The organism is Pseudoalteromonas sp. SWYJZ12 (assembly GCF_015864395.1).
Lineage (GTDB): Bacteria > Pseudomonadota > Gammaproteobacteria > Enterobacterales > Alteromonadaceae > Pseudoalteromonas > Pseudoalteromonas arctica.
The window spans coordinates 174,019-193,628 of sequence record NZ_JADYXH010000002.1 but is presented as its reverse complement, the minus strand read 5'-3'; the positions used below and the strand labels follow the sequence as shown (position 1 = coordinate 193,628).

Sequence of the window (19,610 nt, the reverse complement as noted above, 5' to 3'; positions counted from 1 at the left end):
GTAAAATATAAAAATTGAAAAAGCAATCCTTTTAACTGAATTGACCTTTTCTTATTAATACATAATAATTACAACAGTTAGTTAAATATATATTTCATCATTTTATAATAAAGAGAATAAATCATGTTTCATTTGCCTACTGTGATCTTCTTCTCTTTTATCCTTAACTTGTTCATAAGCTTATTTTTTCTCTCAATTTATAAATATAAAAAACAAACATCTTTTTTATTATTTGGTTTAGCCTGTGCCACATTTGCATTAGCCGAAATACTGGCATGTTTGCGCTTATTCATAGACTTTCCTTTAATAACCCACTATTTAGCTAGTGTTTCAATGATTACTAGCCCACTTTTAATTATTGTTGGACTATATAAATACAAAAACGTACAAAATATTAGCTTAATGCCTCTTTACTGCATATTTGGTTTTTCTAGCTTATTGTTATTGGCAATTTATCCTTTCGGTGCAGCAAAAATGCTAACGAGTTTAGTAATTGCCGGATTATTTATTTACACAGCGTATTTAATCAAAAGCATGAGCTTTGTTGCTAAAGCCCAGAAAAAGGCGTTAATTACCTGCTTTTTAGTGCACAGTGGAGTTATGTTTTTAAATGCTATATTTCTATCAATACCGGTACTTAGTTCGAGTATTCAAGATGTAGCAACCCCTTTGCAAATTGTGCTTATTAGTCATTTACTATTAGCCACACTGAGTGCTCTTATACTGCCATTTTTGTTATTTTCCAATAGTGAATACACGCTATCGAACCTTGCCAATACCGACTCTCTTACACAGTTATTTAATCGCAGAGGTTTCTTTAATAACGCCAAAGCAGTCCTTAGACAACCTAATAACAATAATATAGATGTATCTATAATTATTCTAGATATCGACTTTTTTAAGCATGTAAACGATAAGTACGGCCACGATACGGGCGATCAAGCAATTAAATGGATTGCGCAGCACATAAAAGAGCAATTTTTTGATGAAGGTATTAGCGCCAGAATAGGCGGTGAAGAATTTGCAATATTACTACCAGACTATTCCCTACGAGCAGCTAAAGAATATGCAGAGCACTTACGTGAAAATATTTCTAAGCATCCGTTTTATTATCAAAACGCGCATATAAAACTATCTGTGAGCGCGGGAGTGAGTCACTCTGTAAATGGTAAAATGAGTGTAAAAGACTTACTGTCGTTGGCTGATAAACGCCTTTATCTTGCTAAAGAAACCGGCAGAGATAAAGTAGTTAGCTTTGACGAAAAAAACCTCTTAATGCAGTGTTAATTATTTTACAAGCTATTATAAAAAAGGTTCTTCCTATAAAAACGTGGTAACCCTTTGTATTTATAGTGACTTGTTCCTTTTTAGTTATATCAATTAGCTCAAGTATTTATGCAGGTTAGTATTAAACCTCTACATAAAAAAAGCCCTTCATTCGAAGGGCTTTGGTATACACACAATAGAGTTAATAAACTACTTACAAGACAGTGTAGCTTCGCCTGCCTTATTTGGCACAAACTGAATATTAGCCACAGAAATTGACGCTTTACCAATGCTGCGTAAGCTGAATGGGCTTGTTAGGTTTGCAAAATTAACACCCTTATCAGCAAAACAACCTAAATCGATTGATACTGACTGCCATTTATTCTCAATGGTTTTATCCACTACGTTTGCTAAATCAATGCTTGCACCACATTCGCCCGAGCAAATCATAGCAAGTGCTATATCGCTCGTTAGTGCTTCGTTTAATTTAATATCAAAGCTAATCACACTATCGGCTTCAACGTAGGCAATGGTATCTTCTGCAAAGCTTGTTACTATTTCAGCACTGGCTTTTTCTGCACCGCTAAAGTTAAATTGGCGCGCGTCTTCTTGTACTATTTTGTCCTCAGTTCGGTATTTAATTGCACCAAATTCATGAGTACTACTCGATACATCTAAAAGCTCATTGCCCGATTTTAACAATAAGCGCCATGGTGCTACAGGTGCACCAACAAGTATATCCATACTCGTAAGCCCTGAGTTATCAAGTTTAGAGTCTTCATCAAGGTCGTCAGCTAACACGTTTTTATCGCCGTACGTTAAACCAAAACCATAAGGGAGTAATGGGTCGTAATTTTCATCGCCTTTATTAACCGCAGTTTGTACCGCCGACTTAGGCCAAGAAAACGATAGTTTACCTTTAAAGTTATTTTGAATGGTGCCGTCTGCCGCTTTTAGTAAAACATCAGCAATACCTGCGCCTTCTGTACCTGGCAACCATGCAGCTACAAACGCGTCAGATGCGTTAAGTTCGCTGTTAACCCACATAGGTCGACCTGAAATAAACACAGATACAACAGGAATGCCTTGCTCTTTTAGCGAGCTTAAAAGTGCTAATGACTTTTTATTTCCGCGTTCAAACTCAAGGTTATCTTTATCGCCGTGCCCTTCTGCGTAAGGTTCTTCACCAAATACAACAATGGCAACATCAGGACGTTGTTCAAACGTGCCATCAGCACTTAAAGTAACACTTCCACCTGCTGCAGATATTTGCTCTTCAAGCCCTTTATATATCGAAGTAGCACCAGGGAAATCAGCATTTTTATTATTAGTCCCCTGCCACGTAATACTCCAACCACCCGACTGTTTACCTATATTATCAGCACCATCACCTGCAACAAGTACGCGTTGATTAGCTGCGATAGGTAATAGGTTATTTTTATTTTTAAGTAATACAAGCGATTCGCGCACAGCTTGACGTGCGACTTCGCGATGCTCTTGGGCACCAATTAGCTCTGTTTTTCCAGAGTAAAGACGCTTAGCCGGACTTGGTTTATCAAATAAACCAGCGCGAAGTTTTACGCGTAATATTCTGCTCACTGCATCATCAATACGCGACATACTAATTTCGCCTGACTTAACTTGTGCAATTGTATTTTCATATAGCGGCTTCCACGCGCCTGTTGGCACCATAAATATATCAAGGCCAGCATTTACAGCTTCTGGGCAGCTTTCGTTAGTACAGCCTTTAATTTGCCCATGGCCATTCCAATCGCCCACTACAAAACCATCAAAACCCATACGTGTTTTTAATACATCTGTAAGTAAGTATTTATTGCCGTGATTTTTAACGCCATTCCAGCTATTAAAAGAAGCCATAACCGATTGGCTACCCGCCGACAAACCACCTACATAACCTTGGGCATGAATATCAAATAGCGACTGTTCGCTATCTATATTATTTCCCTGATCATCCCCATCAACGGTGCCACCGTCGCCAATAAAGTGTTTAACGGTACTAATTACACGCTTGTCGCTTAAAAAGTCGCCATCGGCTTTACCTTGTAAGCCATTTACTATGGCTGCTGAGTAATCATGTACAATTTTTGGATCTTCAGAGTAGCCTTCGTACGTTCTGCCCCATCGGTCGTCTCGTACTACTGCTACAGTGGGTGCAAATACCCAATCTATCCCCGTAGCCATTACCTCTACTGCAGTAATCGATGCTATTTGCTCGATTAAATCAGGATTATTCGCCGCGCCTAAACCAATGTTATGTGGAAAAAGCGTCGCGCCAATTACGTTATTATGGCCATGTACTGCATCGGTGCCCCACATAGTTGGGATACTACTGCCATCAACTGAGTCATCGACAGAAGCTTGATAAAAGCTCTCTGCTAAGGCTACCCAGTCCATTGGTGTTGCATGTTTGTCGCCATTAGGGAATGCGCCACCGCCATTAAGATATGAACCAAAGCCATATTTACGCATATCTTCAACGGTAATATCACGAATTTCTGGCTGAATCATTTGAGCAACCTTTTGCTCAAGTGTCATGGCTTTTAAATAGTTAACTATTTTAGCTTCAATATCGGCATCTTTTTTAACGGCAATATTAAGTTTTGGCCAAATTTGCGCTGTTTTAGATAACGTTTCATTAGTTTCAACCGATGTTACTGCGTCGTTTGAACAAGCCGATAAAGTACCTACTGATGCAATTAATGTTGCTAAGGCTATTTTATTAAGTGTAAAAGGGGTTTTCATTATAGAGTCTCCTGCGCTTGAACTGGTTTGCTACCGCTTAAACCATAGAACACGATAAATATGTAACATAAAATAGGTAAAACATACGAAAGTTGAACACCCACACTATCAGCAAGTGCACCTTGTAAAAGTGGCACTATTGCACCACCCACAATCGCCAAACACAAAATACCAGAGCCTTGAGCTGTATGTTTGCCAAGTCCATTTAACGCTAAACTAAAAATAGTGGGGAACATAATAGAATTAAATAAACCAACCAATAGTATTGACCACATTGCTAATTGACCCGACGTGCTCATGGCAATAACGACTAAAATAATAGCCATGGTTGCGTTAAAGCCAAGTACTTTACCAGCAGGTAATTTTTGCATTACAGCAGCACCAATAAAACGCCCAACCATAGCACCACCAAAATAATAAGTGATGTAATGAGCTGCAGCATGCTCTTTTAGCCCTGCTATATTTTCTTGTGCTAAAAAGCTTACTAAAAAGCTACCAATTGCCACTTCTGCGCCAACGTACATAAATATACCCACAGCACCTAATGTTAGGTGACGGTATTGCCATGCACTGCCTTCAATTTTTTCTGAGTTTTTAGCCGCTTCTTTTTGCTCGCTCATAATGTCTGGTAATTTAAGCCAAGCAAAAATACCGGCTAGTAAAATAAGCATTGCAGCTAAAAGGAGGTAAGGAAGTTGTACTGATTCTGCATTTTGTGCCGGTGTTAAAAAGGCATCTGACGCTGAGTCCAGAATTAACAGAGCACCAAATGATGGTGCAACCGTAGTACCTAACGCGTTAAAAGCTTGAGTAAGCGTTAAACGAGACGACGCTGTTTTTGCTGAACCCAACAAACTTACATAAGGATTTGCAGATACTTGTAATAACGTTATGCCACTGGCAAGTACAAATAAAGCGAATAAAAATACAGGATAACTATGTAAAGACGCTGCTGGGTAAAATAAGACACACCCTACTGCCGCAATTAAAAGCCCAACCACGATTCCTTTTTTATAACCAAGCTTTTTAACAATGTGTCCACTAGGGAGTGACATTAAAAAGTAAGCGCCAAAAAAGCAAAACTGCACAAGCATTGCTTGTACATACGTTAAATCGAAAACCGCTTTTAAATGCGGAATCAAAATATCATTTAAGCAGGTAATAAAACCCCACATAAAAAACAGTGAAGTTAAAGATGTAAGTGCAAAACCATAGTTTTTATCTTGGTGGTTTTGCGACTGTGTGTGTGATGTCAGTGGTGCTGAACTAGCCATGTGCTCTCCGCAATTTATTATTATAAATTGATCTTCAGTAAGTAATTAATACAAACCCCGCTAAGGCGCAGTATTTAAGAGTTGACCTGAAGATTAATTAACATTAACCTAAAAATGTAAGCGCTTTCACGGCTAATTAAATACGAACATGTTACATATTTCAACCACTTTTATTTTTAATAATGTTTTGTACCCGCTGAAAGTCAGTAAAAATAAGCGCTAAGCGTGCAATTAAGTTCTCAAAAAGGTTTGTAACCAATGACAAAAATATCATTACCATTTAATTCACCTCTATTAACAAAAGACTTTGTTTATGGTGTAGCTACAGCATCATTTCAGATAGAGGGCGGATATGAGCATCGCTTACCGTGTATTTGGGATACCTTTTGTAGTACTGCAGGTAAAATTGCTGACAATTCACATGGTCATATTGCCTGCGATCATTACAATAATTGGCAACAAGACATAGATTTAATAGAGTCTCTAGGTGTTGATGCTTACAGGCTTTCTATTTCATGGCCTCGCGTGATGACTCAAGACGGAAAGTTAAATCCTGTAGGCGTTAAGTTTTATACTGATATTTTAGATGAGCTAAAACAAAAAAATATAAAAGCCTTTGTTACTTTGTACCACTGGGATTTACCGCAACACCTTGAAGATGAAGGCGGCTGGCTCAACAGAAAAACTGCTTACGCATTTGAGCAATACGTAGAACTAATTACTAACGCATTTGGAACTCGAGTGTATTCGTACGCTACATTAAACGAACCCTTTTGCAGCGCGTTTTTGGGTTACGAAATTGGCATTCATGCCCCAGGCCTAGTCGGCAAGCAGTATGGTAAAAAAGCAGCTCATCACTTATTACTCGCTCATGGTCTGGCCATGAACGTGCTAAATAAAACATCGCCTAATACTCAAAACGGCATTGTGCTTAACTTTACACCCGCATACCCACTTACCGATAATCAACAAGACATAGACAGTGCCAAATACGCTGATGACTACTTAAATCAGTGGTACATGAAACCAATAATGGATGGTAAGTACCCCGATATAATTAACCAATTACCAAGCGATCATTTACCAGACATACACCCTGGTGATATGGAATTAATTTCTCAGCCAATTGATTACTTAGGCATTAACTTTTATACCCGCCAAGTTTATAAGGCGCATCCTACTGACATTTATGAACCCATTGCACCAACGGGTCCGTTGACTGATATGGGATGGGAAATTTATCCGCAATCGTTCACCGACTTGCTCGTATCGCTAAATAAAACATACACCCTACCGCCTATTTATATAACAGAAAATGGCGCAGCCATGCCCGATACATATAATAATGGTGAAGTTAACGACTTAGATCGTTTAAATTACTATAATGATCACTTAAATGCGGTTCATAATGCGATTGAACAAGGTGTTGTTATAGATGGCTACTTTGCTTGGAGCTTAATGGATAACTTTGAGTGGGCAGAAGGTTATTTAAAACGTTTTGGTATTGTGTATGTAGATTATAAGACGCAGCAACGCACCATTAAAAATAGTGGCTTAGCTTATAAAGAACTCATCTCTAAAAGATAAGAGTATACCCACAACTAAAAACAAGTATAAAGCGGGATAAACAATCATGGTCAGTGTAAAAGAAAAAATAGCGTATGGCTTAGGCGACACCGCCAGTAATATTATTTTTCAAACAGTTATGATGTTTTTAATGCTGTACTACACAGACGTAGTGGGTTTATCGCCTGCTGTTGTAGGTACTATGTTTTTAGCAGTGCGTATTTTTGATGCCGTAACCGACCCGTTAATGGGTAACCTTGCTGATAAAACACATACGCGCTGGGGGCACTTTCGCCCCTACTTACTTTGGCTTGCCCTCCCTTTTGCCATTATTAGTATTTTAGCGTTCACTACGCCCGATTTAGAAGGCACCGATAAAATAATTTATGCCTTTACTACCTACACTTTACTTATGGTTGTCTACACCGCTATCAATATTCCTTATTGTGCATTGGGCGGCGTACTTACGGCTGATGTAAAAGAGCGCGTGACTATTCAGTCTTACCGGTTTGTATTTGGTATGTTAGGCGGCGTTATAGTAGCGGGTTGTACTATGCCAATGGTTGAGTATTTTGGCCAAGGCGATGCAGCAAAGGGCTATCAATACACAATGACTGCAATGAGTATTTTAGGTTTTGTACTGTTTTTACTTTGTTTTTTAGGCACAAAAGAGCGTATACAACAGCCTAAAGAGCAAAACATTCCTTTTGCCCAAAGTGTTAAAGCATTAATTAAAAACGATCAATGGCGAACACTTTGCTTAGCTGCATTCTTTTTACTTACCGGGCAAGTATTAAGGCTTACGCTTGCTGTTTACTACGTAAAATACTATTTAGGTCGAGACGATTTAATCACTTTATTTATGACGCTAGGTGTTGCAGCCAGCATGGTAGGTTGTGCTTTAGCTCAACCACTTGCAAAGCGCTTTTGTAAAATAAAGGCCTATATAAGCTTACAAGTTATTGCCGCCGCTATTTGTGGTTTTAGTTACTTTATTAGTAAAGATCAATTAGTACTCGCATTTACTGCCTTTGTTTTATGGAAATTCTTTTTAGATATGGCAACCCCGTTGTTGTGGGCAAAAATGGCCGACACCATAGATTATGGGCATGAAAAAACAGGTGTACGCATTACGGGTTTGGTTTATTCAGGCGTTATATTTTTTATTAAGATGGGCGTGGCTGTAGGCGGAGCAATTGCAGGCTGGTTGTTATCTTTTTACAGTTATCAGGCCGATGCAGTACAAACTCTTGATACCCAACACGGTATTTTACTGTCATTCACTGTACTACCTGCTTTTGGCTCATTATTTGTTGCCTACATAATGAAAAAATATACACTGACTAATCAGATTGTTGAAAATATTCAATCTAAACTAACAGCTAGTTAAGATATATACTCTAAGGTATTATTTAGCCGAAGTAGTTAAGGATAAGCGAGTGAACAAATAACATGGCAACAATTTATCAAGTCTCAGAGCTTGCGGGCGTATCGTTAGCCACCGTTTCTCGCGTGATGAACAAAAATACCCGTGTAAGCGATAAAACTAAACAAAAAGTGCTTGATGCTATGGCGCAGCTTGGCTACAAGCCTAATTCAATAGCGCAATCTTTAGCCTCTAACTGTACTAACAGTGTCGGTATTTTAGTGTCTGAGTTACATGGTCCTTTCTTTGCCCAAATGATGGCAGGTATTGAGTCAGAGCTTCGTGCTGCGGGTAAACACGTTATTATTACCACCGGACACAGTGAAGAAGACAAAGAACAAGAAGGCATTGAGTTTTTAATTAGCAGACGCTGCGATGCTATTATTTTGCACGTAGAAGCCGTCTCAGACGACTACCTAATAAAACTAAGTCAAGGCTCTACACCCGTTTATTTAATGAGCCGTTACGTAGAGCAACTAAAAGACAACTGCATCAGCCTAGATAATCAATTAGGTGGTTACCTAGCCACTAAATCGATATTAAATCAAGGCCATACACAAATAGCGTATATTGCAGGCCCGCAGTTTAAAGCCGATGCTTTTAACCGCTTAGAAGGTCATAAACAAGCGCTTACAGAGGCTGGTGTTAAATTTGATCCTACGCTTTATTATATTGGCGACTTTAACGAAACTGGCGGTAGTAAAGGCTTAAAACATTTTATTGATGAAAAACTTAGCTTTACTGCACTGGTATGCGCCAATGACGAAATGGCCTCCGGTGCCATGAAGTATGCACGAGAGCACGGTTATAACTTACCAATTGATTTATCGATTGTTGGATTTGATAACGTTATTTTTGCAAACTACCTATACCCTACACTCACGACCATAGATAATCCGGTCGGGAAAATGGGCGAAATGGCTGCTAAATTAGTACTTAAAGACGTATATCAAAATAAAAACCTCGTTATAAATCGTTTTTTTGAACCTACTTTAATGCAGCGCGATTCATCAGCACCACTTATTAAATAAAAACTAAAGGCTAAAAACGAGTACTGATTTTGATATAAAAAAAGCGGCTAAATGCCGCTTTTTATAGGTTTGCTATTTAGCTAAACGATGATCACTTAACAATCCAAGGCGTTACTTTAATAACTTGCGATATATCGCCAAGCACCGCGCTATCATCTTCCCAGCTATCTTCAACTGCAAAATAACACACTGACTTTTCACACGTTATATTTTCATCATCAAATTGCATTGGGCTTTTAAATGTAACTGCTACGCCCTTTTGCTCTGGTAATAAAAACCACATTAATTTACTTACAAAAAAGCCCGACAAATCAGTTAATAGTTCATCAAGTTCTTCGTTAATGGTATATAACGACTGCTTTGAAAATACTAAACCTTCAAGTTCGTTTGCTTCTATTTGTAGCTTTAATTGGCAATCGTGTACAGGGTTGAGCGGCTCTACTACAATGACCGCTTTATCGGTATCAAGCTGCTTATCGAACGGCAATAGTAATTGTGCTTTATCGGTAAAGTTAAGTGGATACTCGTTTCTTTCGGTTAAAATAGTACCGCTTTTAATCGCACATGTTTCATTAGTACCAATATCACTAATGTAAAAGTTAACTCGCGCATATTGAAAATCGCCTTTGTTAACAATTTTTAAGCGGTCGTAAAAACCGTCATACGACATCACAAATTCTCTCGCATTTACATTAAACGCACTAATGCTCAGCAGTACTAACACAATAGCGTTGGTACAATTAAAAATGTATTTATTCATCAAAGTAGGCTCTATTTTGGCTAATCATCGTGTTTAACTCTTCTATATACGCTTCACCGCGCTCAGAGTAAGACATTAAACCTTGTGTAAGTTCAGTCGCTAAAATTGGTTTTTGCTCAAGACGTAAGTTTTCACGTATTGCGCGCAAATCTTTATAAGCAGGATGCGTATTTATGTTTTTAAAATAAGAGTTTATAGCAGCTCTTACTGATTTAAACGCAGCAACTTCGTGCGCAGCCCCGGTATTACGGCGTTTTGGCACCATGCCACAACCTTTTGTGTAACACCACTGACCAAAAAAGTTAAGGCCAATACGTGCAAAACGTGATGTGCCCCATGCAGATTCGTTTGCAGCTTGCATAAGCGCTAATTCTTTAGGAATTATATCAACACGGCGTAGTGCTTGCGTAAGTATTAGCGTATCAACCGTGGTTGGTAAGTCATACGACTTTAAAATTTTAGCAATATCTTTGTTTTGCTTTTTTTCTAAAGGTAATTCGTTTTGTAACATCATGCGTGCTATTTCGAGCTTAGCGCGTTGCTGTAATATTTTTTTATTTTCGGCTTCAACGTGCGGACGAATAAAGCTAAAAAATGCATGTTTTTTTTCTTTAACATCACTAAATTCTGAAAACTTTGGCAGTTTTACATTATGTAATGGTTTTTCTTTTTTCTTCACTTTTTTTGGTTGTTCTGACGTTTGCTCGTCTAAATCAACATCATCATTTTGTATAAACGGGTATGCAAGCGCCCATACAAAAAACACGGTTAGTAAAAGCTTAAAAATCGTTTTTAACATGTATTCTCTCTTTGAAACAACAGCTATGCATGGTTAATACACAAGCATACGAAGGCGCATTATACCTAAGCCACTTTATAAACGCGAATAACTGGGGTTTGATGACCTTTTACGGTTGAATTTTCAGCAGTGTATTTGGGTTTTAGATAAAACAGAGCCTATGTAGTGCATTTGTTCATTCGCAATTTATAAGTCCATGGGTATACTGAGCAAAGTTTAATAATATTAACGATGTGTGAGTAAGCAGTATGGATAAACAATGGCAAAGCCGAATAATAGAGCAATATAAACATCGTCCTAACGATAATCGCTCGCCGTGGCAGGTCGATCGTTCGCGTATTATTCATGCCGCTGCATTTAGGCGTTTGCAAGCTAAAACCCAAATTATGGGTATTGGCCTAAACGACTTTTATCGCACTCGCCTTACCCACTCTTTAGAAGTATCGCAAATTGGTACTGGCATATTGCGCCACTTAAAAGCGCAACATAGCGACTTTACGCACTTTCCATCAACCGGACTGCTAGAAACACTGTGTTTGGCGCACGATATTGGCCATCCGCCTTTTGGTCATGGTGGTGAAATAGCGCTAAATTACATGATGCGCGATCACGGTGGTTTTGAAGGTAACGCACAAACACTGCGCATAGTTACAAAACTTGAGCCCTACAGTAATGGGCACGGGATGAACCTAACTCGTCGTACTTTATTAGGTTTTATAAAATACCCCGCGTTTATTAATACGCTTTGGCATACAATTCCCGACGATACAACCGCTCGTGCATTTATAAAAGCAGATGATTGGCGACCTGCCAAAGGGTTGTACAACGACGATGCAGCCATATTCAATTGGATAGTAGAGCCACTGAGTCAAAACGATAAAACGTTGCTGGGTAACCATGCCGCTATTGATAAGTACCGCGCTAAAACAACGTATAAATCGCTCGACAGCGCCATAATGGAACATGCCGACGATATAGCATACGCCGTACACGACTTAGAAGATGCCATTGCAACACATGTACTTACATTAGACGATTGGCAAACTCATGCTCTACCTCATTTAAAAGCACTAAACTTTGACTGGTTAAACACCATGCTTGAATCGCTGACCCAGCGCTTGTTTTCAAAAAATGACTACGAGCGAAAAGACGCCATAGGTGAGCTGGTTAATACCTTTATTATTCATATACATTTAGATATTCAAAACGATGCCTTTGAATGCCCTATTTTAAAGTACACTGCTAAATTAGATGCCCAATACGACAGTGTATTGCAAATACTTAAGCATTTTGTGTTTCAACGTTTAATACGTGACCCCGAAATGCAGCAAATAGAGTTCAAAGGTCAAAACTTACTAATAGAGTTATTTACCGCGTTTGCTAGCGATCCGCTGCGTTTATTGCCCGAAACTACACAAGCACAATACATAGAAGCCGAAAAACAAAATCAAGGGATGCGTATAATTTGCGATTATTTGAGCGGAATGACCGACGAGTACGCTTATAAAACGTATCAACGATTGTTTTCACCTATGCAATAGCTAACTGCTAACTACTAACAAACATTAAAAAGGCCGAGTAAATTAAATTTACTCGGCCTTTTTGCTCAACTATTAAAGTTAGCTATTTTGTTAAAGCGCTTTTATAACGACTCTACGCCCATGTTATATAGCGTAAAACCAAATATATCAGCGTACTGCTCAATTGTTTTACTCGTTGGAGTACCTGCGCCATGCCCCGCATTGGTTTCTATGCGAATAAGCGTTGGGTTATTACCTGTTTGCTTTGCTTGAAGCTCAGCTGCAAACTTAAACGAATGCGAAGGAACAACGCGGTCATCATGATCGCCAGTTGTGATCATAGTGGCTGGATACTCAACACCTGCTTTTACATTATGAAGTGGTGAGTAACCTTTAATGTATTCAAACATTTCTTTGCTTTGCTCACTGGTGCCGTAGTCGTATGCCCAACCAGCGCCGGCAGTAAATGTATGGTAGCGTAGCATATCAAGTACACCTACAGCAGGAAGAGCAACTTGAAATAAGTCTGGGCGCTGAGTCATTACTGCGCCAACTAACAAACCACCGTTAGATCCACCGCGAAGTGCTAAACGCTTTTTAGACGTGTACTTTTTATCTTTTAAATACTCAGCTGCGGCAATAAAGTCGTCAAACACATTTTGCTTTTGCAATTTAGTGCCGGCATTGTGCCAGTCTTTACCGTACTCACCACCACCGCGAATATTAGCAACGGCGTACACACCACCTTGCTCAAGCCATACTGCATTAACGGGGCTAAAGCTTGGCGTTAAACTAATATTAAAACCACCGTAACCGTATAAAATAGTAGGGTTTGAACCATCAAGCTTAATGCCTGTTTTATAGGTAATTACCATCGGTATTTTAGTACCGTCTTTTGAGGTGTAAAACACTTGCTCAGACGTGTAATCATCACTATTAAAGTCAATAGCCGACTTACGATAAACACCCGATTCACCCGTAGTTACATCAAACGTATAAGTAGTACCTGGTGTTTTGTAGTTAGTGAACGAATAATAAAGCGTTGTTTGATCTTTTTTACCGCCAAAACCACGTGCAGTACCCACGCCTGGTAATGTAATTTCGCGAATTAGCTCGCCTTTTTTGTTGTACTGTTTTACCTGCGAAATCGCATCAACCATGTAGTTAGCAAAAAAGGTATCGCCACCTTTTGTAAGGTTTAGTACGTTTTTAGTTTCAGGAATTAAATCAACCCAATTTTCTGGGCTTGGATTACTTGCATCAACCGTCACTACTTTTTTGTTTGGTGCATTGAGGTTAGTAACTAAAAACAGCTTGCTGCCTTCGTTATCAATAACTGATGTATCTGAATCAGTATTTCCAACAACCGTTACAAACTCACTGTTTTCTTTTGCTAAGTTTTTTATAAACAGCTTATTGCCTGAGGTAGACGTACTAGCTGAAATAAGTAAGTAACGGCCGTCATGGGTTACATCAGCGCCTACATAGCGATGTTTTTGCTCATCAGTTTCACCAAATACAACACGGTCAGCAGACTGAGCAGTACCTAGCTTATGATAATACGCTTTATGCTGATCTGTTTTAGCCGAAAGCTCACTGCCTTTAGGTTTTTCGTAACTTGAATAATAAAAACCTTCGTTGCCTAACCAATCAATGCCACTAAATTTAACGTCAACAAGCGCTTCTTCAACTTGCTCTTTAGTATGTGCATCAATAACTATAATTTTACGCCAATCGCTGCCGCCTTCAGATATTTGATACGCGAGCAGTGAGCCATCTTTTGAAAACGATAAACCCGACATAGACGTAGTACCATCTTCACTAAACTTATTTGGATCTAAAAATACTTCAACGTCGCCGCCATCTTTACTGCGGTACAAAACATATTGATTTTGCAGGCCATCGTTTTTATAAAAATAGGTGTAATCGCCTTCAGTAAAAGGAGCGCCTATTTTTTCGTAGTTCATTAGTTTTTCAAGGCGCTGCTTTAACTTATCGCGATAAGGTATTTGTTCTAAATAAGAAAACGTTAAATTGTTTTGCGTTTTAACCCAATCGGCAGTTTCGCTGCTCATGTCATCTTCAAGCCAACGATATGGGTCGCTAACCGCTTCTTCAAAGTAGGTGTCTACGATATCGCCTTTTTTTGTTTCTGGGTATATAACTGCATTAACTTGCTTCATTGGTGCTTTTACTTCTTCTTGAGTTACCGTATTAGTTGGCTCTGAACAGCCGCTAAGCGCTACAATTACAGCACATGCTAGAGTGTGTTTAAACATCCTGAGTTCCATTCTTATTTATTAATAGTGCGCCTAAGTTATTAACTTTTAGCCCTTTTGTCTATTTAGATGCGTTAAGCGCCATTTATCGCTGTAAACAAATGTAAACTTACGCTTTAATAGCACGACCCTCATTAAAATAAAAAACAATAAAAGAGCACACTATGCAAAGTAAAAACCCCACGTTTAAAAGCTTTAAAGCCTTCTACCCTTATTATTTAAAAGAGCACCGCAACGTGATTTGCCGCCGCTTACATTTTATAGGAAGTACACTTGTTCTTGCTGTAATCGCAATAGCATTATTAAAACAACACTACAGTTTATTGTGGCTATTACCTGTTATTGGATATGGGTTTGCGTGGGTCGGACATTTCTTTTTTGAAAAAAACCGCCCTGCTACTTTTAAACACCCTTTTTACAGTTTATGGGGAGATTGGGTAATGTTTAAAGATATGCTTGTTGGAAAAATTAAATTTTAACACTATTTTTAGCACTCTTTTTTATACCAATTACTTATAAAAACAAAATTGCTTCATGCTTTAAAGTATAGGTTCTAATAAGTAGTACATAATTTATGGTACACCCATTAAATGTTAATTTAGTTAACATTTAATGGGTGTACTTTTATTTTACATTTTTAAAAATATTTATAGATCAACAGCTATTTATTGCCAGCCCAATAAAAATGGTTCCCTACCCATAATTAATTTAAACCATCCATCTCATCTTACCAGTTAATTAAACGTTAAATTTAACTTTTAAATATAATTCATTATCCATCAATTACTTAGCAATTACCTTCGCTATATAACTAAAACAATGATCATTATAAAAAACAACCAAATGTAATTATAAAAACCCTTAAATTAATTGAATGCTATTCAATTGACTGGCTTTGTTAATTAAGTATATGTTCAAGGTAACAAAAAAGTTTATACCAATCCGCTTAATTAAGTGATCTATTTTGAGGATGGAAAAACGTGTTGATATCTAGGCAAAAAATTCGCTATTTAGTTGCTCTAAATGAGAATTTTTTAACGCAGGTAACGGCACGTTTAGCCCCTAAAAATGATTAAGTATTATTGCGGGTTGGTATTAATCTTTTTGTACAAAACTAAAATAATTCAATGGGTATGGGGAAATACAGCATGAATAGAAAACCGTTATTTAAATTACAGCAATCGGTACCACAAATATTACTCGCAATGAGCGCGTCTGCTGCACTACTTGGTTCGCTCTGCGTAAATGCTGCAGAGCAAGACACTAAAGCAGAAGAAAACATCGAACAAATAAGCGTAATCGGCTCTCGCCGATTAGGCCGTACAGTAGAAGACAGCGCAGTACCCATCGATATAATTGGTGCAGATGCACTTAAAAACTCAGGCTTTACTGAAACGAATGCCCTACTTAGCAGTTTATTACCCAGCTTTAACTTCCCACAAGCATCACTTACTGATGGCAGCGACCATGTACGCCCCGCTCAGCTTCGTGGCTTGGCACCCGATCACACATTAGTACTTGTTAATGGTAAGCGCCGCCACAGCAACGCATTACTTAACTTAAATGGCTCAACGGGTCGTGGCTCATCATCGGTTGACTTAAATGCGATACCTGCAAATGCTATTGCCCGTATTGAAGTATTACGCGATGGTGCAGCAGCGCAATATGGCTCTGACGCTATAGCTGGTGTTATTAATATTGTACTTAAAAGTGCCAGCAGCGGTGGTTCAGTTGCGGCTATATATGGTGCTAACGTAACCGAAATGGACGGTGTACCACAGCTAAAATCAGTTTCTGAAGGCAGTGATGGTAATTTAGCCTTTACCGAAGGGGGCGATCGCTCTTTAACAGACGGCCAAACACTAACGCTGCAAGGTAATATGGGTTTTGAGCTTGGCGATAATGGCTTTTTAAACATCTCAACAGAATACCGCGACCGCCATTCAACTAACCGCTCAGACTACGATAACCGTGAAAACTACGCACGCATAGATGACGGTTCAGTAGACGGTGCGCTTGACCCACGTGAACTTACCGTAAATCGATATAACCATAACTTTGGTAATGGCGATGTTGAAGATTTTTCAATGTTTTATAACGCAGGTTACCAGTTAACAAACGAAGTCGACTTATATTCGTTTGGCTCTTACAGCAAACGTGAAGGCGAAGGCGGCGGGTTTTATCGCCGTGCAAGCGATAGCCGTAATATAGAAGAAGTTTACCCTGACGGCTTTTTACCTGTTATTACCTCAGACATAGATGACTTTTCACTGGCACTTGGCGCTAAAGGTTTTGTAAGTGAATGGAATTACGATGTATCGGCCGTATATGGTCAAGATGCATTTGAGTTTGGTGTTATAAATAGCTTAAATACCTCATACGGCCCTACTAGCCAAACAAGCTTTGATGCAGGAACACTTACCTACGATCAACTTACTTTAAACGTTGATTTTAGTCGCGAAGTAGACGTCAGCTTTTTAGAAAGCTCTGTAAACGTAGCTGTAGGTGCTGAGTATCGCCGCGAAGGATACCAAATAGATGCAGGCGAAGAAGCATCATATGCACAAGGCACATTTGGCCCAGGAGGCGCAGTAACCGACCCTGTTGATGGCCCATTTGGCGCAGCGGGCGCACAAGTATTCCCGGGGTTTACACCCGAATCAGAGGGCGATAACAGCCGCCACAACGTGAGCTTATATATAGACCTTGAAACCTACCTAACCGACGATTGGAATTTAGCGGTTGCCGCCCGTTATGAAGATTACTCGGACTTTGGCGATACACTTAACGGTAAAATTGCAACTCGTTATTCATTAACTGAAGACCTAGCACTACGCGCCTCTGTATCTACTGGTTTTAGAGCACCTTCTTTGCAGCAGCAATACTTTACCTCAGTAGCCACTGTATTTGTTGATGGCGAACCAACCGAAACAGGTACGTTCGCACCAAGCAGCGATGTAGCAAAAGCACTGGGCTCACCAGGTCTTGATGCTGAAGAAGCAACAAACTACGGCGTTGGTTTTACATGGTCTACCGACTTTAATTTCAGCTTATCGGTTGATTACTACCAAATATTAATTGATGACCGCATTGTGCTATCAAACAACTTATCGGGTGCTGCTATTGCCGATTTACTCCAAGGCACAGGCGCTAACCAAGGTCGTTTCTTCTTAAATGCAATTGACAGCAAAACCCGTGGTGTTGATGTGGTTGCCTCATATAATGTAGCAACTGATGGTTACGGCGATTTAGCCTTTAACCTAGGTTATAACTACGGCAAAAATGAAGTAACAAATATTATCGACCCACCAGCAGAGCTTCAAGGTGCAGGGTTTGATCAAGACAACTTGTTCTCAGGCACTGAGCTGCGTCGTTTTGAAGTAAGCACACCGCGTAATAAGTACAACTTAAGCGCAACATGGACTAACGACGACATACGTACAACGCTTAGAACAACACGTTACGGCGAAACTCAAGACCCTTCAGATAACCCAGAACGTAACGAAGTGCTAAAGCCTAAATGGATAACCGACTTAGATGTAGCCTACTCGCTTAGTGAAAACGTATCGCTGAGCTTAGGTGCTAATAACATTTTTGATGTTTACCCAGATGCAACCCGTGAAAATGTTGACGATGTAACCACCTTCTCACGTTTATTTGCTTACTCTAGCTTCTCGCCGTATGGATTTAACGGACGCTACGTGTACGGTAAAATAGAAATGAAGTTCTAATAAGCACAGCTTAAAGTAACCAAACACACAAAAGCCACCGATTAGGTGGCTTTTTAATGCGAGTTGCTATTAAATCTATAATTAGATTTTAGTTAACCAGCCGTGCTTGTCTTCACTTTTACCCCATTGAATATCGTTCAATGCTTGGCGAAGGCGCGCAGTCGTAGGGCCTGGCTCGCCAGTACCTACTTTGTATTCTTTATCGTTATGAATAAACGTACCCACAGCAGTTAGTACAGCTGCAGTGCCCGAAAGCGCCGCTTCAGTACCTGGTTTAGCAGCACGCTCTAGTAGCTCAGTAACGCTAAAGTTACGCTCGCTTACCGTCATACCTAAATCTTTTGCAATGGTTAAAATACTGTTGCGCGTTACACCATGTAAAAACGTGCTATCAAGCGCTTTAGTAATAATTTCGTTGCCATCAATAAGTATAAAGTTAGCAGCACCGGTTTCTTGTACGTCGCCACCAGGGCAAAATAAAATTTGATCTGCTTGATACTTAGTTCGTGCAGCACTTATAGGTGCTAGAGCACTGGCGTAGTTACCACCACTTTTTACCATACCCATGTGCGGAGCGCAGCGCATGCCATCTTCTTCAAGCAATACGCGCAGTGCTGTTGCACCACCTGCAAAGTAATCACCTACTGGCGATAGTAACGTGTATAAAAGCGAGCTCATTGATGGCGCAGCTGCTTTACCAATTGCCGCCTCAGTACCAATGTGCGTTGGGCGAATATACATAGAGCCTGGTGGTAATGGCGTTTCATCTGCGTATTCACGCATAATATCGATAATCATCGTTTTTAGCATATCACTGTCAAAACTCGGTAAGCTTAATAGCGCTGAGCTTTGTTGCATGCGTGCAATGTTTGCATCCATTCTAAAAAGATAAACAGAACCATCTTCATGGCGAAAGGCTTTTAAGCCTTCAAAACATGTACTTGAATAATGAAGAACGTGCGCACCAGCATGAAGTTCAAGTTTATCGGAAGGGACAATTGAGCTTTCGCTCCATTTATTATCAGAAAAACGAGCTTGAATCATCTGCGGCATAAACACGGTACCAAATGCGGCCATTTTAATCTCTCTTGTGTGGTCTATTTCCCTCCATTGTATGACAATCACCCGCCATTTAACCATAGCTAAAGTAAGGCTTTTTTAATTAACTATGAGAATTTTTTGCAAGTGCTGTTTA

The 19,610-nt window shown here is 39.4% G+C and carries 13 protein-coding genes; 7 read left to right on the top strand and 6 right to left on the bottom strand.

Annotation, left to right across the window (positions count from 1 at the left end):
- Positions 1 to 333: 333 nt before the first annotated feature.
- A complete protein-coding gene (locus I6F42_RS03075) occupies positions 334 to 1,287 on the top strand; it encodes a GGDEF domain-containing protein (RefSeq protein WP_197150842.1) in 954 nt (317 codons plus the stop codon).
- Between the two features lie 189 nt (positions 1,288 to 1,476).
- Here I6F42_RS03075 and I6F42_RS03070 read toward each other — a convergent pair whose 3' ends face one another.
- Both I6F42_RS03070 and I6F42_RS03065 read right to left on the bottom strand, forming a co-directional pair.
- Positions 1,477 to 4,029: an exo 1,3/1,4-beta-D-glucan glucohydrolase gene (locus I6F42_RS03070; RefSeq protein WP_197150841.1), complete on the bottom strand. Its 2,553-nt coding sequence runs from the start codon at positions 4,027 to 4,029 to the stop codon at positions 1,477 to 1,479.
- Positions 4,029 to 5,303, bottom strand: a complete 1,275-nt coding sequence (locus I6F42_RS03065) for a sugar MFS transporter (protein WP_197150839.1) — start codon at positions 5,301 to 5,303, stop codon at positions 4,029 to 4,031. Before I6F42_RS03065 ends, I6F42_RS03070 begins: the two co-directional genes overlap by 1 nt.
- A gap of 258 nt (positions 5,304 to 5,561) precedes the next feature.
- On the opposite strand from I6F42_RS03065, the gene I6F42_RS03060 reads away from it, so the two are divergent.
- The 3 genes from I6F42_RS03060 (at position 5,562) to I6F42_RS03050 (ending at position 9,326) form a co-directional block, all read left to right on the top strand.
- The gene (locus tag I6F42_RS03060; protein WP_007585304.1) at positions 5,562 to 6,890 is read left to right on the top strand and encodes a GH1 family beta-glucosidase; all 1,329 of its coding nucleotides are present in this window, start codon (positions 5,562 to 5,564) and stop codon (positions 6,888 to 6,890) included.
- A gap of 46 nt (positions 6,891 to 6,936) precedes the next feature.
- Positions 6,937 to 8,259 carry a glycoside-pentoside-hexuronide (GPH):cation symporter gene (locus I6F42_RS03055; protein ID WP_197150837.1) on the top strand — a complete coding sequence of 441 codons (1,323 nt, stop codon included), beginning with the start codon at positions 6,937 to 6,939 and terminating at the stop codon, positions 8,257 to 8,259.
- Between the two features lie 62 nt (positions 8,260 to 8,321).
- A complete protein-coding gene (locus I6F42_RS03050; RefSeq protein WP_010552528.1) occupies positions 8,322 to 9,326 on the top strand; it encodes a LacI family DNA-binding transcriptional regulator in 1,005 nt (334 codons plus the stop codon).
- A 91-nt stretch (positions 9,327 to 9,417) separates the two neighbouring features.
- On the opposite strand, the gene I6F42_RS03045 is transcribed toward I6F42_RS03050, so the two are convergent.
- Both I6F42_RS03045 and I6F42_RS03040 read right to left on the bottom strand, forming a co-directional pair.
- Positions 9,418 to 10,086, bottom strand: coding sequence for a DUF2987 domain-containing protein (locus I6F42_RS03045; protein ID WP_197150835.1), 669 nt, complete (start codon positions 10,084 to 10,086; stop codon positions 9,418 to 9,420).
- Entirely contained in the window at positions 10,079 to 10,885 is an 807-nt protein-coding gene (locus tag I6F42_RS03040) for a glucosaminidase domain-containing protein (protein WP_024593475.1), read from the bottom strand. The genes I6F42_RS03045 and I6F42_RS03040 overlap by 8 nt, the downstream gene beginning before the upstream one ends.
- Before the next feature lie 248 nt (positions 10,886 to 11,133).
- Here I6F42_RS03040 and I6F42_RS03035 point away from each other — a divergent pair, with 248 nt between their 5' ends.
- Complete coding sequence (locus I6F42_RS03035; protein ID WP_197150833.1) at positions 11,134 to 12,426, top strand: anti-phage deoxyguanosine triphosphatase; 1,293 nt, start codon at positions 11,134 to 11,136, stop codon at positions 12,424 to 12,426.
- Between the two features lie 101 nt (positions 12,427 to 12,527).
- Here the strand turns inward: I6F42_RS03035 and I6F42_RS03030 are convergent, their stop codons facing one another.
- A complete protein-coding gene (locus I6F42_RS03030; RefSeq protein WP_197150832.1) occupies positions 12,528 to 14,684 on the bottom strand; it encodes a prolyl oligopeptidase family protein in 2,157 nt (718 codons plus the stop codon).
- 164 nt (positions 14,685 to 14,848) lie between these two features.
- On the opposite strand from I6F42_RS03030, the gene I6F42_RS03025 reads away from it, so the two are divergent.
- Positions 14,849 to 15,163 (top strand): DUF962 domain-containing protein, encoded by a 315-nt coding sequence (locus I6F42_RS03025; protein WP_165723651.1) that lies wholly within the window; start codon positions 14,849 to 14,851, stop codon positions 15,161 to 15,163.
- Between the two features lie 669 nt (positions 15,164 to 15,832).
- A complete protein-coding gene (locus I6F42_RS03020) occupies positions 15,833 to 18,415 on the top strand; it encodes a TonB-dependent siderophore receptor (protein WP_197150831.1) in 2,583 nt (860 codons plus the stop codon).
- A gap of 81 nt (positions 18,416 to 18,496) precedes the next feature.
- On the opposite strand, the gene I6F42_RS03015 is transcribed toward I6F42_RS03020, so the two are convergent.
- Entirely contained in the window at positions 18,497 to 19,555 is a 1,059-nt protein-coding gene (locus I6F42_RS03015) for a branched-chain amino acid aminotransferase (protein ID WP_269435109.1), read from the bottom strand.
- Positions 19,556 to 19,610 lie beyond the last annotated feature (55 nt).